Below are 24,017 nucleotides of genomic sequence, written 5' to 3' on the forward strand. Positions count from 1 at the left end.
CTGCGGTACTGGGCGCGCGCAGCCTGCGCGCAGCGCGGTGCGGGCACCGCAGCGGCCTTGGGGAGGGGCAAAATAGGGAAACCCTCCCCCACCCCCCCTTCGTTGGAGCACGGCATGCACTCGATCACCCTGCGCTTCCAGGCCTCTCAAAGCACCCTGCCCCAGGCAGGCCGCGTGCCCGGCGGCACGGTGCTGCGCTGGGTGGACGAGGCGGGGTTTGCCTGCGCCAGCGCCTGGGCCCGGGGGGCGTGCGTGATGGAGTTCGTGGGCGGGGCCCATTTTGTGCACCCCATCCGGCCCGGTGACCTGGTCGAGGTGCATGCGCGCTTGGCCTCCACCACCGACACCGCCATGCACCTGGCCGTGGAGGTGCGCAGCGGCGGCGTCCATGGTGAGCCGCAGCGGGAGGTGCTGCACTGCGTGGCGGTGTACACCGCCGTGGACGCGCAGGAGCAGCCCCGCGCCGTGGACACATGGCGCCCCGAAACCCCGGGCGACATTGCGCTGGCCCAGCGGGTGAAGGCCCACATCGACGCAGCGCGCGCCGCGCAGTGAGGGTGCGGTGGAGAGAAAACGGCCGGTAGCGCTTGATGGATAAGCGCTATGAGCTATTTATTTTGTAGCAACGACCTGGTGGGCCCGGGTGCCTACAGCACCTGGCGGCGCGCAAAGCGCACCACCGTGACGCCCGCCCGCGCCTGCCGCACCGAGGGCATGACCAGCACGCAGCCGTCGTAGGGGGTGGCCACGGGCACGCCGTCGCTGCCATCACCATTCCAGCCGATCACCGTGCCGGCCTGGTCAAACAGCTCCAGCCCGGTGTAGGGCGCCACAAAGCGGAAGGCGCTGCTGGTGGCGACCACGGGGCCGGTCACCTCCAGCGCCCATTGGCGCGGCGCGTCGGGCAGGCGCCAGCCGGGCAGCTGCCGGGCCAGCGTGCCGGCGTCCAGCACGCCGGACTGCTCGAGAAAGCGCACACACTGGTCCTGCGCCACGGCGCGGCTGGCGGGGTCGCCGTGGAAGCCGCACTCAATGAGCAGCGAGCGGGTGTCGCCGCCCTCTTCGTCCATGCGCCCAAAGCGGCCATAGTCGCGCATGCGCACGCCGTCCTTGTGGCCCGCGTCCACCACGATGTGCTCGGGCGAGCGCATGGCACGCGCCAGTTGCCGGTTGCGCGGCTGGATGCCGGTGAGCAGCAGGGGCGCCGAGGGCTCGTGCATGGAATGGATGTCGAGCAGCCAGTCGGCCTGCGCCACCCAGGGGCGCAGCGCGGCGGCGCGGCGGCGCTCGGCCGTGTCGGCCGCGTCCATGCGTTCGTCCAGCCACTGGCGGTTGAGGTCTTCGTCGGTGAAGCGCGAGGCATCGTGGTTGGCAGGGTCGAAGCGGTCGAAGGCCTCAAGGTTGCAGAACGCGAGCGTGAGCGTGCCCTGCGCAGGGCGCACACCCGCCTCCAGCAGGCCCAGGAGCGCCCAGGCGCCGCACAGCTCGTTGCCGTGCACCAGGGCGCTGACCATCACATGGCGCCCGGGCTGGCCCGAGTCGAAATGCCACACGCCCTCGGTGCCGGTGTTGCCGGCGCGCCAGGCTCTGATGTCCGGTGCGGGCAGTTCGAAGCGCAAGGGCGGGGTGGGTGTTGCGGTGCTCATTCTTCGATCTTGGCGAACTGGACGATCTTGGCGTACTTGGCGATTTCGTCGTTGATGAACTTGGGCGTGTTCAGCGCGGGCGAGGCCACGGTGGTGCCCGTGGCTTCCATCTTCTTGCGGAACTCGGGCGACTGCAGGGTGTCGGCCAGCGCCTTCTTGAGCTTGTCGGCCACCGGCTTGGGCAGGTTGGCCGGGCCCAGCAGCGCAAACCAGGAGCTGATGTCCACATTCTTGAACTGCGGCAGCTCCGACAGGGCCGGGATGTCGGGGGTTGCGGCCGAGCGCTTGGCCTCGGTGGTGCCCAGGGCCACCACCTTGCCGGCCTTGATGTGCGGCAGGCCGCTGGAGAGCACGAACACCCCGAACTCCAGGTTGTTGCCGATCAGGTCGTTGGTGAGCGGGGCCACGCCGCGGTAGGGAATGTGGGTCATGAACAGCTTGCCCTGCTCCTTCACCATTTCGCCGGCCAGGTGCAGGGCCGTGCCCACGCCCGAGCTGCCGTAGCTGAACTTGCCGGGGTTCTTGGACACCAGCTGCACGAATTCGGCCGCGTTCTTCACGCCGGTCTGCGATGAGGCCACCAGCACCATGGGCTGGGAGCCGATCACGCCGATGGGGGTGAACTGGCCCATGTCGTACTTGACCTTCTTGGTCACCAGCTTGGCGATGGCGATCTCGTTGTTGGCGCCCACCAGCAGGGTGTAGCCGTCGGGCGCGGCATTGGCCACCTTCTGCGCACCGATCGTGCCACCCGCCCCGCCCAGGTTCTCAATGACCACGGGCTGGCCCAGGCGGTTGGACAGCTCGGTGCCCACCATGCGGCCCATGAGGTCGGTGCTGCCGCCCGGCGGGTAGCCCACGACGATGGTGATGGGCTTGCTGGGGTAGCTGTCCTGCGCGAGGGCGGGGGCGGCGAGCAGGGCCAGGCCGCACAGCAGGGCGGCGCGGCGCAGGGGATGGGGGGTGGGCATGGGCGTGGGTTTCCTTGCAAGGAATGGCGAACGGGGAACGGAGGATGGGCCCGATTGTGAAAAGCCCGGGCGCACCCGGTGGTGCCAAAACGGCACCAGGCCGTGCAGAGTTTGTGAGTATGCCCTGGGGAAACCCGGGGCTCAGCGCTGCGCCAGCGCCTTCCACAGCGCTTCGGCCAGGGGGCCGAGGCGGCGCTTGGGGCGGTACAGGCGCACGTCAAAGCGCACCTCCATGCGGGTGTCGCCCGCCAGCGCCAGGCGCTGGGCCTGGCAGTCGGCAAACACCATGGACCAGGGCAGCCAGGCCACGCCCAGGCCCTTTTGCACGTATTCGTAGTGCGCGTCGGCCGAGTCGCACTCCACCACGCGCTGCAGCCGGGGCGCGTGCGGGTTCTGGGCCAGGTGGTCTTCCACCAGCCGCCCCAGGGCCAGCTGCGGCGCATAGGCCAGGTACGGAATCCGCGTGGCGTCGGGCCCGAAGCGGTGCAGCGCCTGCCCCTGCGCGGTGGCGCGCGACACGGGCACCAGGCGGTCCGAGGCCACGGTCACATGCAGGAACTGGCGTGCATCCAGGCGCACGGCGAGTGCCGGGTGGTGGTAGACAAGGGAGAAATCGGCCTCGTTGCGCTCCAGCATGGCCACGGTGTCGGCCAGCGCCCGGGTGCGGATGCACAGCTCGCCACCCTGCAGGAGGGGCTGCAGGCGCACCAGCCAGTCGGCCACCACGGTGCGCGCCAGCGTGCGGCCCGTGGCCAGCGTCACGGTGCGGGCCTGGCGGCCGGCCAGGCTTTGCAGCTCTTCATGCGACTGCGCGAGGTTGCGCGCGAGCTGGCCGGCGGTTTCCAGAAAACTCAGCCCTGCAGGCGTGAGGGTGACGGGGCCGCCGCCCCGCTCCACCAGCGGTGTGCCGGCCCAGGCCTCCAGTGCCCGGATGCGCCGCCCGAACGCAGGGTGGGTGACATGCCGCAGCTCGGCGGCACGGGTGAAGCTGCGCTCCTGCGCCAGCACGATGAAATCTTCCAGCCACTTGAGTTGCATGGGCGGTGCGGGTGGTGGCTGGGGCCGGGGCGGAGCTTGCGCGCGGCGGCGCCGTGGACTTCAGCGGCTGCGCGAGGCTTCGAGCACCGCGCGGGTGTGCTGGGCGGCGGTGCGTGCTGCGGCCGCAAAGTCCGCGCCCTGGGACGCGTACAGCACGGCGCGCGAGGAGTTCACGATGATGGGGCCGTCATGGCGCAGCCCGGCGCGCACTGTGGCGGCGGCGTCGCCGCCCTGGGCGCCGACGCCCGGGATCAGCAGCGGCAGCGTGGGGGCGATGGCGCGCACGCGCTCGATCTCCTGGGGGTAGGTCGCGCCCACCACCAGGCCGAGCTGGCCGTTCTTGTTCCAGGGGCCTTGGGCCAGGCGCGCCACATGCTCGTACATCAGCGGCTGGCCGTCGATGCTGGCCAGGCGCTGGTTTTGCAGGTCGTCCCCGCCCGGGTTGGAGGTGCGGCACAGCAGGAAGGCGCCCTTGCCGTGGTAGGCCAGGTAGGGCTCGATGGAGTCAAAGCCCATGAAGGGCGACAGCGTGACGGCATCGGCGCCATAGCGCTCGAAGGCCTCCTTGGCGTACTGCTCGGCGGTGGAGCCGATGTCGCCGCGCTTGGCATCCAGGATCACCGGCACCTGCGGCGCATTGGCGCGCATGTGCTGCATCAGGCGCTCCAACTGGTCTTCGGCGCTGTGGGCGGCGAAGTAGGCGATCTGGGGCTTGAACGCGCAGACCAGGTCGGCCGTGGCGTCCACGATGGCGGCGCAAAAGTCGTAGATCTTGCGCGGGTCGCCCTGCATCCCTGCAGGAAAGCGCGTGGGTTCGGGGTCCAGGCCCACGCACAGCAGGGAGTTGTTCTGCGCCGTGGCGCCACGCAGCATGTCGGTGAAGTTCATGGGCGTGATTTTAGTGGGCGGCCCCTGCCCTATCCCCTGGGGATGCACCCGGGGTGCTGCGGCTTGCATGGAGAGGGAGGGGGGCGCCATCCCGCAGGCATAAAAAAAGGCCGTCGAAACGGCCTTTCCTCTTGGCAGGCAGGGGGCCTGCGAGCGCAGCAAGCAACTCAGCGTGGCACGGCCAGCAGGCGCTGCACGTCGCGGTCGTTGGGCAGGGCGTAGTCGTGGCCGCGCACGATGCGGCTGTCTTCGGTGCGCACCAGCTTCAGGCTCACATAGGTGTAATTGGCGGCGGCCGAGTAGGTGCCCACCAGCACCATGGAGGCGTTCTGGCTGCGGGCGATGTCCTTGATCTCGCGCGACAGCAGCAACTCGCCCGCACCTTCGCGCACGAACACCTCACCGCGCAGCTTGATTTCCTTCACGTTGAAGCCGTTGGCCGCCATGCTGGTGGCGTATTGCTCCGACAGCGTGCGACCCAGGGGCGCCGCGCGGCTCAGGTCGTTGACGTTGACCACGGTAGCCACGAGCACGGGGCCTGCGCCCAGGGCGTTCATGTCGAAGCCGGTGGTCAGCTTGGTCACTGCGTCGCGGCTGGTCTGGATGAACTGGCTGCTGGCGGCTTCCTGGTAGGTGGGCTCGACGCGCACGGGCGCGGAGTTGTTGGCGCAACCGGCCAGAACCACGCCGGCCAGCACCGTCAGAAGAAGTGCGGGGGTTTTCATTGCGACACAACCTTCATGTTGACGTTCTGGTACGAGGGACGCGTGAACAGCGGGGTGTCGGCGTTTTCCAGGTAGTACACGTCGGTCTTGCGGGCCAGGTACTGGCCGCCCCGGGTGACGGTGGTGGTCAGGATCAGCTCGGTGTTGGTGGGGCCACCGGAGTTGATGCTGTTGGCGTAGTCGGCGGCAACCGTCAGGCCCAGGCCGGCGGCCAACTGGGCGTCGATGTGCTGGTTGCGCAGGCCGTAGGCGGCAAACAGGCCGGCGGCCAGCATGGTGAACTGGCCGGGGATGAAGTGGGGGCGGTCGCTGTTGTGGCGCACCACCTGGATGCCGTAGGAGACTTCCAGGGCCTGGCCGGGGCTTTGCAGCACCACGGCGCCGTTCTGGACCAGCTTGGTGATCAGGAACTCGCGGAACCCGGTTTCAAACTGCGTGGCGTTGGCGGGCAGCGTCACGTGCAGCGGGGTGTTGGGGGCGACGCCCGCCTTGTCCAGCGTACTCAGGGTCTGGCCGACCACATCGCGCGACACCAGGTCCCAGTGGCCTGCGGAGCGCACCTTGGGCTGCGAGGTGTATTCAAAATTTTCCGCAACGGGAATAGGCGCTTTCTGTGCGCACCCAACCAAAGTTGCCACAGCGCCAGCCAATACGGCCAAGCTGATTGCCTTTGAAAACGACATGATTCCCTCCTACGGACTAGATTTGCGAGGATCTGGACAGATGCGGCCCGCACGATTGAAAAATAATTCTGGGCGGGTTCCTCAACAAAAACAAGAAAAAATTACGCTAACTGCGCTCCGCCGTACACAGTTCGTTGTTTTTGGTCACAGTTGTGTGCCACTGCAAGGCATACCGGGCCAAATAACCCGGTTTGCCTTGCATTTGCTTACACGGAAGCGGCTGCGCGCTGCTCCAGGATGGCAAAAGCGGGCAGTTTTTTGCCTTCCAGCACCTCCAGGAAGGCGCCGCCACCGGTCGAGATGTAACCCACCTGTTGCTCGATGCCGTACTTGGCGATGGCGGCCAGCGTGTCGCCACCCCCCGCAATGCTGAACGCGGGCGACTCGGCAATCGCCTGGGCGATGGTGCGGGTGCCGTTCTCGAACGCGGCGAACTCGAACACGCCCACGGGGCCGTTCCAGACAATGGTGCCTGCCGACTTGAGCTGGGCGGCCAGGCGGGCGGCGGTGTCGGGGCCGATGTCCAGGATCAGGTCATCGGGCGCCACGTCGGTGGCGGCCTTCACGGTGGCGGGCGCGTCGGCGGCAAAGGCCTTGGCCACCACCACGTCGGTGGGGATCGGCACCTCGGCACCCCGGGCCTTCATGGCGGCCATCACGGATTTGGCGGCGTCCAGCAGGTCGGGCTCGGCCAGGCTCTTGCCGATGGGCAGACCCGCAGCCAGCATGAAGGTGTTGGCAATGCCGCCGCCCACGATGAGCTGGTCCACCTTGTCGGCCAGGCTTTGCAAAATCGTGAGCTTGGTGGACACCTTGGAGCCCGCCACGATGGCGGCCAACGGGCGCTGGGGCTGGGCCAGGGCCTTGGTCAGGGCGTCGATCTCGGCCGACAGCAGCGGGCCGGCGCAGGCCACAGGGGCAAACTGGGCGATGCCGTAGGTCGTGCCTTCGGCGCGGTGGGCGGTGCCAAACGCATCGTTCACGAAGATGTCGCACAGCGCGGCCAGCTTGCGCGCCAGCTCTTCCTTGTTCTTCTTTTCGCCCACGTTCAGGCGGCAGTTTTCCAGCAGCACGACCTGGCCGGGGGCCACGGTGACGCCGTCCACCCAGTTCGCCACCAGCGGCACCTCGCGGCCCAGCAGCTCGGACAGGCGCTTGGCCACCGGGGCCAGCGAGTCCTCGGGCTTGAACTCGCCTTCGGTCGGGCGGCCCAGGTGGCTGGTCACCATCACGGCGGCGCCCGCGTCCAGCGCCATGCGGATGCAGGGGATCGAGGCGCGGATGCGGGTGTCTTCGGTGATGCGGCCGGCGTCGTCCTGCGGGACGTTCATGTCCGCGCGGATGAAGACGCGCTGGCCTTGGGCCTTGCCTTGGGCACACAGATCGGAAAAGCGGAGGATGTTCATAGCAGAGGTGTATAGGGGAAGGAGGGCTCGCGGCGGCCATTTTAGTAACCGCCGTAGAGGGCACCCTTCTGTCTGTGCCAGTGCACCCGTGGAACTGGCTTTGCCAGGCCACCGGGTGCGTCCCCCTCAGGGGGATGGCGCCGAAGGCGGCTCAGGGGGAACCTATTTTCACCAGCCCCAGACTATGTGCAGCGGCAGATACACCGCCATGCCCACGAGGATGGTGCCCAGGATGCCCCGGCGCCAGAAGTAGTAGGCGCTGGCGCACACCACGGCGGGCAGGCGGGCGTCCATGACGGTGTCGATGAGTTCGCCCTGGGCCATGAGGATTTCGGGCGCGATCACGGCCGTGAGTGCGGCCAGGGGGGCGTATTTGAGCCCGCGCTTGAGCCAGTCGGGCAGCGGCAGCTCGCGCTCGGGGATCATGAAGAAGGCGCGCGACACCAGGGTGATGACCGCCAGGCCCACGATGGCCACGAAGGGTTCGACCCAGGACCAGTTCAAGTTCATCATGGGTGGCGCTCCTCGCGCAGCGGCACCACATCGCCCGCCTCGACATGCTCGCGTTCTTCGGGGGGCATGACGCTGTCGGCGGGCACCAGCAGCAGCTCGGGCTTGTGGCGGCGGCGGTCCACGGCCTCCATCAGGAGCCCGGCTGCCACGGCGGCGGCCAGCGCCACCAGGATGTTGAGCTTGAGCGGCAGCGCAAAGGCGGCAATCGCGGCCGTCGCCGCAACGCCCGTGGCCAGCCAGGTGGCCCGGTCGAACAGCAGCGACAGCAGCACGCCCAGCAGGGCCAGCACCCCGGCAAAACCCAGGCCCCAGGACAGCGGCACGGCGTTGGCCAGCAAGATGCCGGCGATGGACGGCACCTGCCAGGCCAGCCAGTTGGTGCAGGCGGCGCCCCAGAAATACGGCACCTGCTCGGGCGCGGGGCGGGGTTCGGGAAAGCGCTGCATGAAGGCCACGTAGATCACGTCGCCGCTGAAGTACCCCACGGCCAGGCGCTGGCGCAGCGGCAGGTGGGCAAAGTAGCTGCGCCACATGCTGCTGAAGATCACGAAGCGCAGGTTCACACAGCCCGCCGTGAGCCAGATGACCCACAGCGGCGCCCCCACCGACAGCAGCGGGATGACGGCGAGCTGCGCGCTGCCCGCATAGACCAGCAGCGACATGAACACGGCCATGCCGACCGGCATGCCGCTCTTGACCATGGCCACCCCGGTGACCAGGCCCCAGGCGGCAATGCCCAGCGAGGTGCCCGCCATGTCCGTGGCGGCGAGCCGGAAGGCCGGGTGGCGCAGCGTGTTGCGCAGGGGCGCGGGGGGGCTCATGCGGTGGGGCTGCCCAGCACCGTGCCAGGCGGCAGGTCGAAGCCGCGCAGAAAATCGGCCGCAGGCAGCCGCTTGCCGCCCGCGCGCTGCAGCGTTGTGAGGCGCAGGGCCGTGCCTGCCCCGCAGGCCACCACCACCCCGGAGCCGTCTGCACGAAGAATCAGGCCCGGGCGCTGGTCAGGCGTGCCGGATGCGCTATCAATTGTGTAGCTCCAGATTTTGATGGCTTCGCCGCCGGCCTCGGTGCTGGCGCCGGGAAACGGGTCGAACGCCCGGATGCGCTGGCCGATCACGGGGGCGGGCAACGACCAGTCGATGCTGCTTTCGGCCTTCTCGATCTTGTGGGCGTAGGTGATGCCTTCGGCGGGCTGGGGCATGGGCTGCAGGCCGCCGCAGGCCGCCAGCTCCAGCGCCTCCACGATCATGCGCCCGCCCAGGTGGGCCAACCGGTCGTGCAGCGCTGCCGTGGTGTCGTCGGCCGTGATGGCCAGGCGCTCGGTCAGCAGCATGTCCCCCGTGTCCAGCCCCGCGTCCATCTGCATGATGGTGACGCCGGTGTCGGCGTCACCCGCCTCGATGGCGCGGTGGATGGGGGCCGCACCGCGCCAGCGCGGCAGCAGGCTGGCGTGGATGTTCAAACACCCCTTGGGCGGCAGGTCCAACGTCCATTGCGGCAGGATCAGCCCATAGGCGGCCACCACCATCACATCGGCCTGGGCGGCCAGCAGTGCGTCGCGCGCTGCTGCGGCATCTTCGGGGTACTTGCCGTCCAGGCGCAGGCTGCGCGGCTGGGCCACGGGGATGCCGTGTTCTTGTGCGCATTGCTTGACGGGCGATGCCTGCAGCTTCATGCCCCGACCCGCAGGGCGGTCGGGCTGGGTGAGCACCAGGGGGACGGTGAAGCCTGCGGCCAGCAGCCGTTCCAGTGCCACGCGCGCAAATTCGGGGGTGCCGGCAAAAATGACTTTCATGGCGGTATGCGGATGTCTTGGGCGCGCTCCAGGGGGGCTTAGTCGCGCGCGTTGTCAAAATGGGGGAGTTCGTCCGTGAACAGCACCTGCCGCACCACGCCCTGGCGGTCCAGGTGCACATGGGCCAGGCGCAGGTCGGCGTTCTGGCGGAAGCGGTAGGTCCAGATGTCGCCGTCAAACCGTGCGACCTGCTCCACACGCAAAGGTGCGCCAAAATTGCTCTGAACATCGGCCGCAGTCCAGGTGCCGACCGGTATGTTCTCGAAGCGGGCCTGTGTCAGCACCTGCTCGTTGCGCAGCAGCCGACCGCTGGCATCGAAATCCAGGGCATAGGCCGCAAAGCCTGCGGGCAATTCGGAATACAGCAGCCGCTCCCCGCCCGGCGCCAGTGCAAAGGTGGCACTGGGTGGCCCCAGGCGGGCCAGCACCTCGGCGCGCAGCGCGCCAGGTTGTTCGCGGGCCGGCAGTGCGCAGCCCGTGAGCTGAACCACCATCGCCCACAGCGCCACAAGCGCCAGCACTCTGCCACCCCGCAAGGGGCAGAGCGCCGACCGCGTCACTCGCGGGCCTCCCGCTGCTGCTTGATCATCTTGGTCTTGATGCGGTTGCGCTTGAGGGGCGAGAGGTATTCGACGAACACCTTGCCCATCAGGTGGTCCATCTCGTGCTGGATGCAGACGGCCAGCAGGCCGTCCGCCTCGATCACGCGGGACTCGCCCTGGGCATCCAGCGCCCGCACATGCACCGCATCAAAACGCTCCACGCCGTCGTAAATGCCGGGCACCGACAGGCAGCCTTCTTCGTTCATGTGCGTTTCCGCGCTGGTCCAGACCAGTTCGGGGTTGATCAGCACCAGCGGCTGGTCGCGCTCCTCGGACACGTCGATCACCACCAGCCGCTCGTGCACATCCACCTGGGTGGCGGCCAGGCCGATGCCATGGGCGTCGTACATGGTGGCCAGCATGTCGGCCACCAGCGCACGGATGCGGTCGTCCACCGCTAGGATGGGGCCGGCGACCTTGTGAAGCCGGGGGTCCGGGTAACAGAGAATGGGAAGGATTGCCATGGCTGCAGGTAAAAGATGTCGCTATTTTCGCCACTTTTACGATCTGCTGCAGGGTTGCAGACCAATAATCGTTGCCGAATCAAGGGCTTGAGCAGAGAATCTAAGAAGGTTCGTAACGTATTTGCCCAGGCGCTCGCATGCGGCAGGCGCCAGGTTGCCAGTGAGGGGGCATTTCACAATGCATGAGAAAAGGAACAACATGACGGCATTCACCAGCGTGCGGCGGACCGCCCTGGGCGCGCTCACCATCGTCGCTGGCGCCCTGCTGGTCATGCCGGCTCAGGCGCAGAACCACCCCATCTCCAGCAGCCAGCGCGCCACGGCGCAGCAGGTGTCCGAGCGCGGCGTGCCCCTCGAAGAGCTGGCCCCCAATGCGCCCGACACCTACACCGTCAAGCGGGGCGACACGCTCTGGGGCATCTCGGGCATGTACCTCAAGCGCCCCTGGCGCTGGCCCGAACTGTGGGGCATGAACCTCAAGGCCATCCCCAACCCGCACCTGATTTTCCCGGGCCAGACCCTGTATCTGGAAAAAGACGGCGGCTATGCCCGCCTGCGCACCAGCCGCCCGGGGAGCGTCAGCGATCCAGAGACCGTGCGGGTGTCGCCACGCACACGCAGCGACAGCCTGGCCGATTCCGCGCTGCCCACCCTCAAGCCGCATCTGATCGAGCCCTTCCTGGCCGAGCCGCTGGTGGTGGACGAGCAGACCCTGCTGCGTGCACCGCGCGTGATCGCCACGACCGACGAGCGCGTGCTGATGGGGGCCGGCGACCGCGTCTATGTGCGCGGCGATGCCGCGTCGCCCATGCTGGCCGAGGCCGGCGAGCCGCGCCACTACCGGGTCTTCCGCAACGCGGTGGCCCTCAAGGACCCCTTGACAGGCGAAGTGCTGGGCTACGAAGCCCAGTACCTGGGCAAGGCCGAGCTGGTGCGTGGCGAGGCGTTCGAGGAGAGCGCGAACGGCAAGGGCGGCTACACCTCCGAGTACGTGCCTGCAACGGTGGACCTGTCGGCCACCAAGGAAGAAGTCCAGGCCGGCGACCGCTTGCTGCCGGCCCCTGCCCGTGTGTTCATGAGCTACACCCCCCGCGCCCCCGAGGTCGATGTGGACGCCCGTGTGGTGTCCATCTACGGCAGCTCGGCCGTGGCCTACGCCGCGCAGAGCCAGGTGGTGGCGATCAACCTGGGTTCGCAGGACGGCCTGGAGCCAGGGCATGTGCTCAACCTGATGACCAAGGGCGACCGCATCAAGGACATCACCGACCAGTCCAAGGCCATGGTCAAGCTGCCCAGCGAAGTCAACGGCACGGCCATGGTGTTCCGCACCTTCGAGCGGGTGTCCTACGTGCTGCTCCTTGAAATCCGCAACGGCGTGCGCGTGGGCGATCGCCTGGTCAGCCCCAAGTAACCTGTGGCCGGGCATGGCGGCGGGCCGGTCTTCTGACCTGAAGGCTGCCGCAGTTCCCGCCCTGCCTGCCTGAAATCCATGGACCATGAAGAGCTGGGCGCTTGGCTGCGGTTGACGCTGGCGCCGGGCGTGGGCAATGCGGCCGCGCGGCGCCTGCTGGCGCGCTTTGGGCTTCCGCAGGCCATCTTCCAGCAGTCCGAAGCGGCGTTGCAGCACTGTGTGACGGCGGCCCAGGCGCGGGCCTTGTGCGAAGTGCCCTCTGGCTGGGCGCTCTTGTGGGACACCACGGCCCAGTGGCTGGCCGGCGCGGAGCCCGGGGGGCCGGCGCGCACCATCGTCACGCTGGGCGATGACCGGTACCCGCAGGCATTGCTGGACACGGAAGACCCCCCGCTGCTGCTGTACCTCACCGGGCCTGCGCACCTGCTGGCGCACCAGCCCTTTCCCAGCGATCGCTGCCTGGCGGTGGTGGGCAGCCGCAACCCGACCGCCCAGGGGGCCGAAAACGCCCGCCTTTTTTCGCGTGCGCTGCACGGCGCCGGGCTGACGATCGTGTCGGGCCTGGCACTGGGGGTGGATGCTGCGGCCCACGAGGGCGCTCTGGACGCCGCTGCCGCAGACGCCCGCGCGCCCGCCACCATTGCCGTGGTGGGCACGGGCCTGGACCGGGTGTACCCCCGCAAGAACCTCGATCTGGCGCGCCGGATTGCGGCCCGGGGGCTGCTGGTCAGCGAATACCCGCTGGGCACGCCCCCGCTGGCGCCCAACTTCCCCAAGCGCAACCGCATCATCTCCGGCCTGTCCCAGGGAACCCTGGTCGTGGAGGCGGCCCTGGCGTCGGGCTCGCTGATCACGGCCAGGATGGCGGTCGAGCAAGGCCGTGAGGTGTTTGCGATCCCGGGCTCCATCCATGCGCCCCAGTCGCGGGGCTGCCATGCCCTGATCCGCCAGGGTGCCAAGCTGGTCGAGTCGGCGCAGGATGTTCTGGAGGAGCTGCGGCTGCCGGCCACCACGGTGCCGGGCTTGCCGGAGGCGCCCGCCGGGGACGGTGCGGTGTTGGAGGGCAGCGCAGCGCCCGGGCCGCAAAACAACCCGGTGCTGGCGGCGCTGGGGTTTGACCCCCTGGGCCTGGATGCCCTGGTGGCGCGCACCGGCATGGATGCGGCCTCCCTGCAGGTGAAGCTGCTGGAGCTGGAGCTTGATGGCTGCGTGGCGCGCCTGCCCGGGGGGCTGTTCCAGCGCCTGGGGCGGGGCTGACGCCGGGGCCGTCCCAGCGCAGAAGACCCCCAACGCCGGGGGCGTTCACCCACGCGTTGGGTGCGATCACACCTTCTCAGTCCAGCAAGCGTTCGGGGTTGGCGTCCAGCTTGGCCAGGGCATCGCGCGTGGCGCGCAGGGTCAGGCCTTCTTCGTCCTGGGCCACCAGCAGGCCGGCCTGCAGGTAGGCCGCCAGGCGGCGCAGCTGGATCAGGTAGCTGCTGCCGTCCACCGCCGCAAACAGGTGCAGCTGCTTGCGCTGGCTTTGCCATGCGTACTGCACCTGGGCCGAGGCGCCGTTGTGGTCCAGCGTGTACCAGGTGCCGGGCTGCAGCTCTTGCGCCCAGGCCACCATGGCCTCATCGACGGGGGCACCGTTGTCGGCCACCACATGGATGGACGAGGCATCGATGCCCAGCATCATCTCGATGTTGTCGGCATTGAGCGGCATGTCGCCCAGCGTCGCATCGCTCATGAAGTCTTCGAGGTTGGCCAGGCGCTTGGCCATGGCATCGATGTGCGCCTGCGGGATCGAGGCAGTTTTGGACAGGAAGGCATCGGCCAGCGTGTCGGTGAGGGTCTTGACCTGGGCGTCCTGCTCCGCGCCGTTGACGCCAAGCAGTGCCAGGCCCTGGCGCAGGCGCTGCAGCAGGCCCGGCAGGTTCTGGATGACCTGCGCGCGGTCGCTGCGGTTGGGCTTGGCGCTGGCGGCCCAGACCAAGTCGGCCGCCGTGCGCTTGAAGGCGATGGTGTCGGCATGCTGCGGGCCGTCGCGCACCGCCGACAGCGCCAGCACCTCGGCCCAGGTCTTGAAGAGGAACTCCCGGATCTCGTCGCGCACCGGCATGTCCTTGAGCATGGTGCGCAGCTCGATGGTGTACTGGATGGCCAGGGTTTCCCGCTGCTCCACCTGCTGGGCCACGCTCACGAGGCGCGACGTGGCCTGCTTTTCGGTCAGGAACTTGGACAGGAATTTCTCGAACTCGTCGTACACGAGCTGGAACACCCGCCGGCCGGTTTCGGGGTATTGCTCGATCACCTGCACCACGCGGCGGATCTCGGTCTCGAGGGCGCTGCCGTTGATGCTGGTGGCATCAAAGCCCAGCACGCAGGCGCCCATGCGGTCGATCAGCTTGCGGGCGGGGTGGTCCAGGTTGCTGAAGAACTCGGGCTCGGCGAGCGCCACGCGCAGCACGGGCACCTGCAGGCGTGCAAACCACACGCGCACGGCGGGCGGAATGCGGTCTTCGGCCAGGATGCTCTGGAACATCAGCGCCACCACTTCGATGATGGCTTTCTCGCCCGTGGTCGTGGCCTTCTTCTTGAGTTCGGTGGAGCGCTCCCGCACGGCACCGACCAGCTGCACCACAGCGGCCGGGCTGTAGTCCTCCATCAGCGTGGCGACATTGCTGTAGTAGGTGTCGGCATGCACGCGGTGGGCCGTGAGCGCATGGGCCAGCGCCGCCGATGCGGGCGGGGCATTGACCATGTCGAACCCGGTAGCGGGCTGGGTGAGCAGGCGGCGCAGCTGCCCCATCACCCCCTGCGCCCGCTGGCGCGCGCGTGCCAGCGGGGTCATGCCCGTGGCGAAGGCGGTGGGCATGCCATGCCGTGTCGCGTACCCGCCGGGCGGTTGCGGCATGCGCGGTGGCATCTGCGGCGGGAAGGGGTGGTGGTGGGCTGCGCGCGCCGCCGCCATGGCTTCGCGGGTTTGTGCCAGCGCCTGCGAGGCCAACCCCCCGGCGCCGGAGTCGCTGCCACTGCCCGTCACCGTACCGCCCGAGGTGCGCCGCACGCGGGATTTCAGGTCCGTCTGCGGGGTGACGCCCTGCTCCACGTAGAACACGTTGACGGCCTGGTAGTGTTTCTGGATCAGATTGGCCAGGTCGCGCTGAAGCGGGTCCACCACGGTCAGCAGGTCGGTGCGCGGCAGGCCGGATTCCACCCACTGTTCGACCAGTGCCAGGCAGACGGTCTCGGGCCGCAGGATGTCGTTGCTGTCGAGCTCCTGGCCTTCCAGGGACTGGGTGCGCTGGCGCAGGGTGTCGAATTGCGGCCCGACCTGCTCGGTGATGGTCAGGGCCATGCGCGAGGCCAGGATTTTGTTTTCCACCACATCGTCGCTGAGCAGCTCGAACTGGCTGCCCGCTGCGTTGCCTGCAGCCTGGTCCCGGGTGCTGATGTGGGGGGCCAGTGCGTCCTGCCACGCCTTGCCGGTGCGCGCGGTCCAGGTGGTGTGCCGCTGCTGGTACTGCAGCCAGGTGTCGCGGCGCGACTGCATTTCACGCGCCGTGCCGGTCTGGTTCATCAGCGTCGCCAGGAACTCCTGGACGGTGGTGTCCAGCTCCGCGAGCCCGGAGCACAGGCCCTCTACGAACTTCTGGCGCGCCTGGCGGGCCAGACGGCGCTGAGGAACGGAAGAGGGCGTGGGCTGCATGGGCAGATATTAGCGGGTCAAACGGTGGCTCCGGCGTGGGGATCATTCGGATCCCCTTCCTTTTTGGCTGGCTTGACAAGGTCTTCGCGCTTGACACCCAGCCACATGGCGATGGCGGCAGCCACGAACACGGACGAGTAGATGCCGAACAGGATGCCGATGGTCAGTGCCATGGCGAAATAGTGCAGGCTGGGGCCGCCAAAGAAGAGCATCGACAGCACCATCGCCTCGGTTGAGGCGTGGGTGATGATGGTGCGGCTCATCGTGCTGGTAATGGCGTGGTCGATCACCTCATGGGTGCTCATCTTGCGGTACTTGCGGAAGGCTTCGCGGATCCGGTCGAAGATCACGACCGACTCGTTCACCGAGTAGCCCAGCACGGCCAGCACACCGGCCAGCACCGCCAGCGAGAACTCCCACTGGAAGAACGCGAAGAAGCCCAGGATGATCACCACGTCGTGCAGGTTGGCGATGATGGCCGCCACGCCGAACTTCCATTCGAAACGGAAGGCCAGGTAGATCACGATGCCCACCACCACCATGGCCAGCGCCATCAGGCCGCCATGCACCAGCTCCTCGCCCACCTGTGGGCCCACGAACTCGGTGCGGCGCAGCGTGACTTCGGGATCGGCGGCCTTCAGGGCCCCGAGCACCTGCTCGCTTTGCTGCGCAGAGGTCACGCCCTTTTGCACGGGCAGGCGGATCATCACGTCGCGCGCCGTGCCGAAGTTCTGTACCTGCACATCGGCATAACCCAGCCCGGAGACGGTCTCGCGGACCTTGGCCAGCTCGGCCGGCTGGCTGTAGGCCACTTCCATCACGGTGCCGCCCGTGAACTCCACCGACAGGTGCAGTCCCCGGGTGAGCAGGAAGAACACGGCGAGCGCGAAGGTGATGAAGGAGATCGCGTTGAAGACCAACGCGTGCTTCATGAAGGGGATGTCTTTTCTGATGCGGAAAAATTCCATGGCCGCAGTCCTTTAGTTCGTTTTGGCCACAGCGGTGTCGGGTTCAGGCTTCCACACCTGGCCGATGGACACGCTCTTGAGCTTTTTCTGGCGGCCGTACCACAGGTTCACCAGGCCGCGCGAGAAGAACACGGCCGAGAACATGCTGGTCAGGATGCCGATGCAGTGCACCACGGCAAAGCCGCGCACCGGGCCGGAGCCGAAGGCCAGCAGCGCCAGGCCGGCGATCAGCGTGGTCACGTTCGAGTCCAGGATGGTGGCCCAGGCGCGTTCGTAGCCTGCGTGGATGGCGGCTTGCGGCGAGACGCCTTCGCGCAGTTCCTCGCGGATGCGTTCGTTGATCAGCACGTTGGAGTCGATGGCCACGCCCAGGGCGAGTGCCATGGCGGCAATGCCGGGCAGCGTGAGCGTGGCCTGCAGCATCGACAGGATGGCCAGCAGCAAAAGCACGTTCACGGCCAGCGATACGGTGGAGAACACGCCGAACAGCGCGTAGTAGATGCACATGAAGACGGCGATCGCCACCATGCCCCAGACCACGCTGTGGATACCGCGCTCGATGTTGTCGGCGCCCAGGCTGGGGCCGATGGTGTATTCCTCGATGATCTCCATGGGCGCGGCCAGCGAGCCGGCGCGCAGCAGCAGGGCCGTGTCGTTGGCCTCGGCCGTGGTCATGCGGCCCGAAATCTGCACCCGGCCGCCGCCGATTTCGGAGCGGATCACGGGGGCCGTGACCACCTCGCCCTTGCCCTTTTCGAACAGCACGATGGCCATGCGCTTGCCCACGTTCTCTCGCGTGATGTCCTTGAAAATGCGCGAGCCCTTGGCATCCAGCGTGAGGTTCACGGTGGGCTCCTGCGTCTGGCCGTCAAAGCCAGGCTGGGCGTCGGTCAGGTTCTCGCCGGTCAGGATGACCTGCTTCTTCACGATGACAGGCTGGCCGCTGCGTTCCAGGTAACGCTCGGAGCCAAACGGCACGGGGCCCCGGCCGGTTTCGGCGGAGCGGGCTTCGGTGCCTTCGTCCACCATGCGCACTTCCAGCGTGGCGGTGCGGCCCAGGATGTCCTTGGCCTTGGCCGTGTCCTGCACGCCGGGCAGCTGCACCACGATGCGGTCCAGGCCCTGCTGCTGGATCACGGGCTCGGCCACGCCCAGCTCGTTGATGCGGTTGTGCAGCGTGACGATGTTCTGCTTGAGCGCCTGTTCCTGCACGCGGCGCGTGGCCTCGGGCTTGATGGAGGCGCGCAGCTTGAACTCGCTGCCTTCGGGTGTGCTGGTCAGTTGCAGGTCGGTGAACTGGTCGGCAATCAGGTTGCGGGCCGCCGTCATCGTGGCCTCGTCGCGCACCTTGATATCGACGTTCTGGCCTTCGCGGCTGATGCCGCCATGGCGGATGTTCTTGTCGCGCAGCGCGGTGCGGATGTCGCCCGCATACGACTCGGCCTTCTTGGTCAGGGCCGCCTGCATGTCCACCTGCAGCATGAAGTGCACGCCGCCGCGCAGGTCCAGGCCCAGGTACATGGGGTTGGCGTGCAGGGCCTTGAGCCACAGCGGCGAGCGCGATACCAGGTTCAGCGCCACGATGTAGGACGGGTCGTTGGCATCGGGCACCAGGGCCTTCTGGATGGCGTCCTTGGCCTTGAGCTGGGTGTCGGGCGTGTCAAAGCGCGCGCGCACCGAGTTGCCTTCCAGCGCCACGAAGTCGGGCGTCACGCCGGCGGCCTTGAGGGCTTCCTCCACCCGCTGCTGCACGGCGGTGTCCACCTTGATGGTGGCCTTGGCCGACGACACCTGCACGGCAGGGGCTTCGCCAAAGAAATTGGGCAGGGTGTACAAGGCCCCCACCAGCATCACGATCACCAGGATCGCGTACTTCCAGACCGGATAACGGTTCATGTTTACGCCTTTTCCACGCCCCGCCAGCCAACGCCGAGCAAGGGCCGCCCCGCCGCGCAGGTGGCGTCACCCCACCCGCGCACAGCGCGCGGGGCAGGGAAAGGCGCGCAGCGCCTGCGGGGAATGTTCATTGATTACTTGACGGAACCCTTGGGCAGGACCTGGACCACGGCGCTGCGCTGCATTTGCACTTCCACGCCGCTGGCGATCTCGATGTGCAGGAAGCCTTCGGACAGGCGCGTGACCTTGCCGACGATGCCACCGGCGGTGGCCACTTCATCGCCCTTGGCGATGGCGTCGATCATGGCGCGGTGTTCTTTCTGGCGCTTCATCTGGGGGCGGATCATGACGAAGTACAGCACCACAAACATGAGCACCAGGGGCAGCATGCCCGTCAGCGAAGACATGATGTCGCTACCGCCAGCGGCTGCGGCAGGTGCGGTTTGGGCAAAAGCGGAAGAAATAAACACGGACGGGACTCCACAACGGATGGTCAAAATACACAAAAACCGCCAACGGCCGGCGCCAACGCGCCCGCCAGGGCGGAACAGGACATTGTATGCGGCGCTCCGCCTGCGCCCCAAGGGGTAAGACCCAGGCTGGCGGCGGGTGTTTGCGTGGGCAGACAGGGGGGCGAAGAGGGGGCTGGCAATTCATCAAAAAAATGCTTGTAGCGCTTGATGGTAAAGCGCTGTAAGCTCTTCTTTTGATAGTAAAAAGCCCGCGCAAGCGCGGGCTTCTCCGTTCAGATGCAGGCGGGTGGCTGAACTTCAAGCCGCCTGGCGCTGGCTGGGTGCCACCTTGCCGCTGCGCCACTGGGCCATCAGGCCGTCCCACTTGGGGCGCGCCGCTTTCAGGTGGCGCTCCTTCACGTGGCCGTAGCCCCGGATTTCTTCGGGGATGCGGGCGATCTCCACGGCCAGGGCCAGGTTGTCGGCGTTCAGGCGGGCCAGCAGTTCGTCGATAGCGGCGCGGTACTCCACGATCAGGGCGCGCTCCATGCGGCGCTCCTCGGTCTTGCCGAACACATCCAGCGCGGTGCCGCGCAGGCCTTTCATCTTGGCCAGCAGGCCGAAGGCGTTGCGCATCCAGGGGCCAAACGGCTGCTTGACCAGCTCGCCCTTGTCGTTCTTCTTGGCCGTGAGGGGTGGCGCGAGGTGGTGCACCAGCTTGTAGTCGCCTTCGAACATGCCCGCGATCTTGTCCGTGAAGGCCTTGTCGGTGTGCAGGCGCGCCACTTCGTACTCGTCCTTGTAGGCCATGAGCTTGAACAGGTAGCGGGCCACGGCCTCGGACAATTTGGTGCCGGTGCCCAGTTTCGCCTCGGCGGCCTTCACTTTCTCGACAAAGGCCTGGTAGTCGGCAGCGTAAGCAGCATTCTGGTAGCCGGTGAGGAATTCCACGCGCTTGCCGACCATTTCGGTGAGCGAAGGCTTCTTCACGAACTGGATCACCTGCGCGGCGGCAAACAGCGCCTGCACCGAGGCCAGGTCGTGCGCGCAGCGGCGGCCCCATTCAAACGCGGCCTTGTTGTTGTCCACCTGCACGCCGTTCAGCTCCATGGCGCGCATCAGCGATGCGAGCGTGAGGGGCACGCGGCCCTTTTGCCAGGCGTAGCCCAGCATCAGCGGGTTGGTGTAGATGCTGTCGCCCAGCAGCTGGGTGGCCACCTGTTCGGCATCAAAGCTGCCCACACCGCCTGCGCCCACGGCTGCCGCAATCGCGCTGTCGCAGTTGGCACCGGGGAACTGCCAGTTGGGGTTGGTCACGAAGGCCGCCGTGGGCGTGCCGTGCGTGTTGAGTGCCACAAAGGTGCGGCCCGGCTGCATCACGGCCAGCGTGTACTTGTGCGCCGCCACGATGGAGTCGCAGCCGATCACCAGGTCGGCCTTGGCGGTGTCGACCTTGGTGGTGTAGATGGCCTCGGGGCGGTTGGCGATCTGGATGTGGCTCCAGGTGGCGCCGCCCTTCTGGGCCAGGCCGCCGGCGTCTTGCGTGATGACGCCCTTGCCATCGAGGTGGGCGGCCATGCCCAGCAGCGAGCCGATGGTGATCACGCCCGTGCCGCCCACGCCGCCGACCACGATGCCCCAGGCGGCTTCGGCCACCGGCAGCACGGGTTCAGGAATGGAAGGCAGCGCCGACAGGTCGCCCTTCTTCTCCTTCTTGGGCTTCTTGAGTTGGCCGCCTTCCACCGTCACAAAACTGGGGCAGAAGCCGTTGACGCAGGAATAGTCCTTGTTGCAGGTGCTCTGGTTGATGCGGCGCTTGCGGCCGAATTCTGTCTCCACCGGCTCCACGGAAAGGCAGTTCGATTGGGTGGAGCAGTCGCCGCAGCCCTCGCACACCAGCTCGTTGATGACCACGGTCTTGTCGGGCGTGGCCAGGGTGCCGCGCTTGCGGCGGCGGCGCTTTTCGGTGGCGCAGGTCTGGTCGTAGATGATGACCGTGCAACCCTTGATTTCGCGGAACTCGCGCTGGATGCGGTCAAGTTCGTCGCGGTGGAACACCTCGACGCCGGGCGGCAGGTCGTTGAGCAACTCGGGGTGGCCGGCGCGCACGGCGCTGCTGTCCTGATGGTGCGTGCGGCCGTGGTATTTCTGGGGTTCGTCGGTGACCACCACCAGCTTGACCACGCCTTCGGCACGCAGGCTGTGCGCGATCTGCGCCACTGAATGGCCTTCGGGCCGCTCACCCACCTGCTGGCCACCGGTCATGGCCACGGCGTCGTTGTAGAGCACCTTGTAGGTGAGGTTGGCGCCCGAGGCGATGCTCTGGCGGATGGCCAGCAGACCGCTGTGGAAGTAGGTGCCATCGCCCAGGTTGGCAAACACATGGGGCTCGGTGGTGAACGGCGCCTGGCCCACCCAGGTCACGCCCTCGCCGCCCATCTGTGTGAAGGTGCTGGTCTTGCGGTCGGGCATCCAGCTGGCCATATAGTGGCAGCCGATGCCGGCCACGGCGCGCGAGCCCTCAGGCACGCGGGTGCTGGTGTTGTGCGGGCAGCCGCTGCAGAACCAGGGCGCGCGCTCGCCCGTGTCCATCTTGAGTTCGGCCATGCCGCGCTCGCTGGCCTCGATAACGGTGATGCGCGCGTCCATGCGCGCGATGATGTCGCTGGGCACGCCGAGCTTCTTCAGGCGCTTGGCGATCGCCTTGGCGATGATGGCGGGCGTGAGGTCGGCCTTGGCGCGCAGCAGCCAGTTCTGGCTGGGGTTGGGCATGGACCATTCGCCGCCCGTGGCATCGCCCTCGGGCTCGTCGAACTTGCCCAGCACGTTGGGGCGCACGTCGGCGCGCCAGTTGTACAGCTCTTCTTTCAGCTGGTACTCGATGACCTGGCGCTTTTCCTCGACCACCAGGATCTCCTGCAGCCCTTGCGCAAAGTCGCGCGTGATGGTGGCTTCGAGCGGCCACACCACGTTGACCTTGTGCACACGGATACCGAGCTGGCGGCAGGTGTCGTCGTCCAGGCCCAGGTCCACCAGGGCCTGGCGCGTGTCGTTGTAGGCCTTGCCGCTGGCGATGATGCCGAAGCGGTCCTGCTTGCCTTCAATCACGTTGTAGTTGAGCTTGTTGGCGCGCACATAGGCCAGGGCCGCGTACCACTTGTAGTCCATCAGGCGCGCTTCCTGCTCCAGCGGCGCATCGGGCCAGCGGATGTGCAGGCCGCCGGGCGGCATCACGAAGTCCTCGGGCATCACGATCTTCACGCGGTCGGGGTCGATGTTGATGCTGCTGGACGACTCCACCACCTCCTGGATGGTCTTCATGCCCGACCACAGGCCCGAAAAGCGACTCATGGCAAACGCGTGCAGGCCCATGTCCAGGATTTCCTGCACGCTGCTCGGGAAGAACACCGGCGTGCCACAGGCCTTGAAGATGTGGTCGCTCTGGTGCGCGGCCGTGCTGCTCTTGCTGATGTGGTCGTCGCCCGCGATCGCGATCACGCCGCCGTGCTGGGCCGTGCCCGCCATGTTGGCGTGCTTGAACACGTCCGAGCAGCGGTCCACGCCCGGGCCCTTGCCGTACCAGATGCCGAACACGCCATCGAACTTCTTGCTTTGCGGGTACAGATCGAGCTGCTGCGTGCCCCACACGGCCGTGGCGCCCAGCTCTTCGTTCACGCCGGGCTGGAAGACGATGTTGTTGGCCGCCAGGTGCTTCTTGGCGGCCCACAGCGCCTGGTCATACGTGCCCAGCGGGGAGCCACGGTAGCCGCTGATGAAGCCGGCGGTGTTCAGCCCGGCGGCGGCATCACGCTGGCGCTGCAGCATGGGCAGGCGCACCAGGGCCTGCACCCCGCTCATGAAGGCCCGGCCGTGGTCCAAGGCGTATTTGTCGTCGAGCGTGACGGTTTCGAGAGCTTTGCGGATGTGCTCGGGCAGCGGGGCGTTCACAGTGCACCTCCTTCGCAAGCACGCTCGACGCCAAATCCGCTGCGCTCGGCGTTGCCGACCGCTGTGTATTTGTGCCTGCGGCCCAACCCGCCATGCGGGTTGTCGTCGAGCGTGACGGTCTCTAGGGCCTTGCGGATGTGCTCGGGCAGTGGGGCATTCATGGCTATGTCTCCAATGGCTTTTTTGTGGGTCCGCGCCTTGTGGGCCGGTGGGGGGCAGAGTCCATCCGCCCGTTTAGGGCCGCGACTCCAATGTGGGAGAAGTGTATGTCTGTGCCGCTGATATGTCTTTGCGTTCTGTGCCGTGTTTAGGCTATTCTGAGAAAGGATCTTTCTCAATGCAGCCATTTTGTGAACACTCTCGACAAATTCGATATCGCCATCCTCAACGAGCTGCAGGCTGACGCCCGCCTGACGAATGCCGAACTGGCCCAGCGCGTGGGCCTGTCGGCCGCGCCCTGCTGGCGGCGCGTGCGGGCGCTAGAGGAGCAGGGCTTCATCAAGGGCTACCGCGCCGAGATCGACCGGCACAAGATCGGCCTCGGGGTGCTGGCCTTTGTGCGGCTGGACGCCGACCGCAGCACCGGCAACCTCACGCGCAAGATGGAAGAGGCGATCCGCCAGATCCCGGAGGTCGTGTCCTGCCACTACATCAGCGGCACCGGCACCTTCGAGCTGCAAGTGGTGGCGCGCGACCTGGACAGCTTCTCGCAGTTTGCGCGCGACGTGCTGCTCAACCTGCCCAATGTGAAGGACATGCACACCAGCTTCTCGCTGGGCGAGGTCAAGGCCAGCAGCGCCCTGCCGCTCACGCACCTGGCGCGCGCCAAAACCTGATTGCTATCCATTTGATAGCTTTTTGAGATGAAGGGACAAGCGCCAGAGCCCTGTTTTGCCTTCAGCGCAAGCCATGCCCCCTGG

Annotated in this window: 22 protein-coding genes; 4 read left to right on the forward strand and 18 right to left on the reverse strand. The window is 67.4% G+C overall.

Going from position 1 to position 24,017, the window contains the following annotated elements; translation table 11 throughout:
* Positions 1 to 114 precede the first annotated feature (114 nt).
* Positions 115 to 555 (forward strand): acyl-CoA thioesterase, encoded by a 441-nt coding sequence (locus tag DBV10_RS07590; protein WP_124512195.1) that lies wholly within the window; start codon positions 115 to 117, stop codon positions 553 to 555.
* Positions 556 to 647: 92 nt separating this feature from the next.
* Here the strand turns inward: DBV10_RS07590 and DBV10_RS07595 are convergent, their stop codons facing one another.
* The 12 genes from DBV10_RS07595 to def form a co-directional block, all read right to left on the reverse strand.
* Entirely contained in the window at positions 648 to 1,646 is a 999-nt protein-coding gene (locus tag DBV10_RS07595) for a succinylglutamate desuccinylase/aspartoacylase family protein (protein WP_124512197.1), read from the reverse strand.
* Positions 1,643 to 2,617: a tripartite tricarboxylate transporter substrate binding protein gene (locus tag DBV10_RS07600; protein WP_124512199.1), complete on the reverse strand. Its 975-nt coding sequence runs from the start codon at positions 2,615 to 2,617 to the stop codon at positions 1,643 to 1,645. Before DBV10_RS07600 ends, DBV10_RS07595 begins: the two co-directional genes overlap by 4 nt.
* A 141-nt stretch (positions 2,618 to 2,758) precedes the next feature.
* Complete coding sequence (locus DBV10_RS07605) at positions 2,759 to 3,655, reverse strand: LysR family transcriptional regulator (protein WP_124512201.1); 897 nt, start codon at positions 3,653 to 3,655, stop codon at positions 2,759 to 2,761.
* Positions 3,656 to 3,715: 60 nt separating this feature from the next.
* On the reverse strand, positions 3,716 to 4,543 hold the full coding sequence (gene pyrF, locus DBV10_RS07610) for an orotidine-5'-phosphate decarboxylase (RefSeq protein ID WP_124512203.1): 828 nt from the start codon (positions 4,541 to 4,543) through the stop codon (positions 3,716 to 3,718).
* 167 nt (positions 4,544 to 4,710) lie between these two features.
* Positions 4,711 to 5,268 carry a FlgO family outer membrane protein gene (locus tag DBV10_RS07615; protein WP_124512205.1) on the reverse strand — a complete coding sequence of 186 codons (558 nt, stop codon included), beginning with the start codon at positions 5,266 to 5,268 and terminating at the stop codon, positions 4,711 to 4,713.
* A complete protein-coding gene (locus DBV10_RS07620) occupies positions 5,265 to 5,951 on the reverse strand; it encodes a hypothetical protein (RefSeq protein ID WP_124512207.1) in 687 nt (228 codons plus the stop codon). The genes DBV10_RS07615 and DBV10_RS07620 overlap by 4 nt, the downstream gene beginning before the upstream one ends.
* 206 nt (positions 5,952 to 6,157) lie before the next feature.
* Positions 6,158 to 7,357 carry a phosphoglycerate kinase gene (locus tag DBV10_RS07625; protein WP_124512209.1) on the reverse strand — a complete coding sequence of 400 codons (1,200 nt, stop codon included), beginning with the start codon at positions 7,355 to 7,357 and terminating at the stop codon, positions 6,158 to 6,160.
* Positions 7,358 to 7,525: 168 nt separating this feature from the next.
* Positions 7,526 to 7,870, reverse strand: coding sequence for an AzlD domain-containing protein (locus DBV10_RS07630; protein ID WP_370451117.1), 345 nt, complete (start codon positions 7,868 to 7,870; stop codon positions 7,526 to 7,528).
* Positions 7,867 to 8,691, reverse strand: a complete 825-nt coding sequence (locus DBV10_RS07635) for an AzlC family ABC transporter permease (RefSeq protein ID WP_124512211.1) — start codon at positions 8,689 to 8,691, stop codon at positions 7,867 to 7,869. Before DBV10_RS07635 ends, DBV10_RS07630 begins: the two co-directional genes overlap by 4 nt.
* Positions 8,688 to 9,662, reverse strand: a complete 975-nt coding sequence (gene fmt, locus DBV10_RS07640) for a methionyl-tRNA formyltransferase (protein ID WP_124512213.1) — start codon at positions 9,660 to 9,662, stop codon at positions 8,688 to 8,690. Before fmt ends, DBV10_RS07635 begins: the two co-directional genes overlap by 4 nt.
* 38 nt (positions 9,663 to 9,700) lie before the next feature.
* On the reverse strand, positions 9,701 to 10,183 hold the full coding sequence (locus DBV10_RS07645) for a hypothetical protein (RefSeq protein ID WP_233589844.1): 483 nt from the start codon (positions 10,181 to 10,183) through the stop codon (positions 9,701 to 9,703).
* 35 nt (positions 10,184 to 10,218) lie between these two features.
* Positions 10,219 to 10,728: a peptide deformylase gene (gene def, locus DBV10_RS07650; protein WP_124512217.1), complete on the reverse strand. Its 510-nt coding sequence runs from the start codon at positions 10,726 to 10,728 to the stop codon at positions 10,219 to 10,221.
* Between the two features lie 199 nt (positions 10,729 to 10,927).
* Here def and DBV10_RS07655 point away from each other — a divergent pair, with 199 nt between their 5' ends.
* Both DBV10_RS07655 and dprA read left to right on the forward strand, forming a co-directional pair.
* A complete protein-coding gene (locus tag DBV10_RS07655) occupies positions 10,928 to 12,139 on the forward strand; it encodes a LysM peptidoglycan-binding domain-containing protein (RefSeq protein WP_124512219.1) in 1,212 nt (403 codons plus the stop codon).
* Between the two features lie 78 nt (positions 12,140 to 12,217).
* Positions 12,218 to 13,396 carry a DNA-processing protein DprA gene (gene dprA, locus DBV10_RS07660; protein ID WP_124512221.1) on the forward strand — a complete coding sequence of 393 codons (1,179 nt, stop codon included), beginning with the start codon at positions 12,218 to 12,220 and terminating at the stop codon, positions 13,394 to 13,396.
* Between the two features lie 76 nt (positions 13,397 to 13,472).
* Here the strand turns inward: dprA and DBV10_RS07665 are convergent, their stop codons facing one another.
* The 6 genes from DBV10_RS07665 to DBV10_RS22770 form a co-directional block, all read right to left on the reverse strand.
* Positions 13,473 to 15,833, reverse strand: a complete 2,361-nt coding sequence (locus DBV10_RS07665) for a DUF1631 domain-containing protein (RefSeq protein WP_124512223.1) — start codon at positions 15,831 to 15,833, stop codon at positions 13,473 to 13,475.
* 17 nt (positions 15,834 to 15,850) lie between these two features.
* Complete coding sequence (gene secF, locus DBV10_RS07670; protein WP_124512225.1) at positions 15,851 to 16,801, reverse strand: protein translocase subunit SecF; 951 nt, start codon at positions 16,799 to 16,801, stop codon at positions 15,851 to 15,853.
* 12 nt (positions 16,802 to 16,813) lie between these two features.
* Complete coding sequence (gene secD, locus DBV10_RS07675; protein ID WP_124512227.1) at positions 16,814 to 18,697, reverse strand: protein translocase subunit SecD; 1,884 nt, start codon at positions 18,695 to 18,697, stop codon at positions 16,814 to 16,816.
* Positions 18,698 to 18,831: 134 nt separating this feature from the next.
* Positions 18,832 to 19,167 (reverse strand): preprotein translocase subunit YajC, encoded by a 336-nt coding sequence (gene yajC, locus DBV10_RS07680; RefSeq protein ID WP_124512229.1) that lies wholly within the window; start codon positions 19,165 to 19,167, stop codon positions 18,832 to 18,834.
* A 300-nt stretch (positions 19,168 to 19,467) separates the two neighbouring features.
* The gene (locus DBV10_RS07685; RefSeq protein ID WP_124512231.1) at positions 19,468 to 23,097 is read right to left on the reverse strand and encodes an indolepyruvate ferredoxin oxidoreductase family protein; all 3,630 of its coding nucleotides are present in this window, start codon (positions 23,095 to 23,097) and stop codon (positions 19,468 to 19,470) included.
* The gene (locus DBV10_RS22770) at positions 23,094 to 23,258 is read right to left on the reverse strand and encodes a hypothetical protein (RefSeq protein WP_158616805.1); all 165 of its coding nucleotides are present in this window, start codon (positions 23,256 to 23,258) and stop codon (positions 23,094 to 23,096) included. The genes DBV10_RS07685 and DBV10_RS22770 overlap by 4 nt, the downstream gene beginning before the upstream one ends.
* Positions 23,259 to 23,447: 189 nt before the next feature.
* Here DBV10_RS22770 and DBV10_RS07690 point away from each other — a divergent pair, with 189 nt between their 5' ends.
* Positions 23,448 to 23,933, forward strand: coding sequence for an Lrp/AsnC family transcriptional regulator (locus DBV10_RS07690; RefSeq protein WP_124512233.1), 486 nt, complete (start codon positions 23,448 to 23,450; stop codon positions 23,931 to 23,933).
* The last annotated feature ends 84 nt before the right edge of the window (positions 23,934 to 24,017 follow it).

This window comes from Acidovorax sp. FJL06 (assembly GCF_003852545.1).
Classification (GTDB): domain Bacteria; phylum Pseudomonadota; class Gammaproteobacteria; order Burkholderiales; family Burkholderiaceae_C; genus Acidovorax.

What these genes read in the sequence shown, in the direction of transcription:
- DBV10_RS07665 (WP_124512223.1), bottom strand. Translation starts at nt 15,833, where the DNA reads ATGCAGCCCACGCCCTCTTCCGTTCCTCAGCGCCGTCTGGCCCGCCAG.
- DBV10_RS07630 (WP_370451117.1), bottom strand. Translation starts at nt 7,870, where the DNA reads ATGATGAACTTGAACTGGTCCTGGGTCGAACCCTTCGTGGCCATCGTG.
- DBV10_RS07605 (WP_124512201.1), bottom strand. Translation starts at nt 3,655, where the DNA reads ATGCAACTCAAGTGGCTGGAAGATTTCATCGTGCTGGCGCAGGAGCGC.
- DBV10_RS07655 (WP_124512219.1), top strand. Translation starts at nt 10,928, where the DNA reads ATGACGGCATTCACCAGCGTGCGGCGGACCGCCCTGGGCGCGCTCACC.
- def (WP_124512217.1), bottom strand. Translation starts at nt 10,728, where the DNA reads ATGGCAATCCTTCCCATTCTCTGTTACCCGGACCCCCGGCTTCACAAG.
- dprA (WP_124512221.1), top strand. Translation starts at nt 12,218, where the DNA reads ATGGACCATGAAGAGCTGGGCGCTTGGCTGCGGTTGACGCTGGCGCCG.
- DBV10_RS07615 (WP_124512205.1), bottom strand. Translation starts at nt 5,268, where the DNA reads ATGAAAACCCCCGCACTTCTTCTGACGGTGCTGGCCGGCGTGGTTCTG.
- DBV10_RS07600 (WP_124512199.1), bottom strand. Translation starts at nt 2,617, where the DNA reads ATGCCCACCCCCCATCCCCTGCGCCGCGCCGCCCTGCTGTGCGGCCTG.
- secD (WP_124512227.1), bottom strand. Translation starts at nt 18,697, where the DNA reads ATGAACCGTTATCCGGTCTGGAAGTACGCGATCCTGGTGATCGTGATG.
- secF (WP_124512225.1), bottom strand. Translation starts at nt 16,801, where the DNA reads ATGGAATTTTTCCGCATCAGAAAAGACATCCCCTTCATGAAGCACGCG.
- pyrF (WP_124512203.1), bottom strand. Translation starts at nt 4,543, where the DNA reads ATGAACTTCACCGACATGCTGCGTGGCGCCACGGCGCAGAACAACTCC.
- DBV10_RS07595 (WP_124512197.1), bottom strand. Translation starts at nt 1,646, where the DNA reads ATGAGCACCGCAACACCCACCCCGCCCTTGCGCTTCGAACTGCCCGCA.
- DBV10_RS07625 (WP_124512209.1), bottom strand. Translation starts at nt 7,357, where the DNA reads ATGAACATCCTCCGCTTTTCCGATCTGTGTGCCCAAGGCAAGGCCCAA.
- DBV10_RS22770 (WP_158616805.1), bottom strand. Translation starts at nt 23,258, where the DNA reads ATGAATGCCCCACTGCCCGAGCACATCCGCAAGGCCCTAGAGACCGTC.
- fmt (WP_124512213.1), bottom strand. Translation starts at nt 9,662, where the DNA reads ATGAAAGTCATTTTTGCCGGCACCCCCGAATTTGCGCGCGTGGCACTG.
- DBV10_RS07635 (WP_124512211.1), bottom strand. Translation starts at nt 8,691, where the DNA reads ATGAGCCCCCCCGCGCCCCTGCGCAACACGCTGCGCCACCCGGCCTTC.
- DBV10_RS07590 (WP_124512195.1), top strand. Translation starts at nt 115, where the DNA reads ATGCACTCGATCACCCTGCGCTTCCAGGCCTCTCAAAGCACCCTGCCC.
- DBV10_RS07620 (WP_124512207.1), bottom strand. Translation starts at nt 5,951, where the DNA reads ATGTCGTTTTCAAAGGCAATCAGCTTGGCCGTATTGGCTGGCGCTGTG.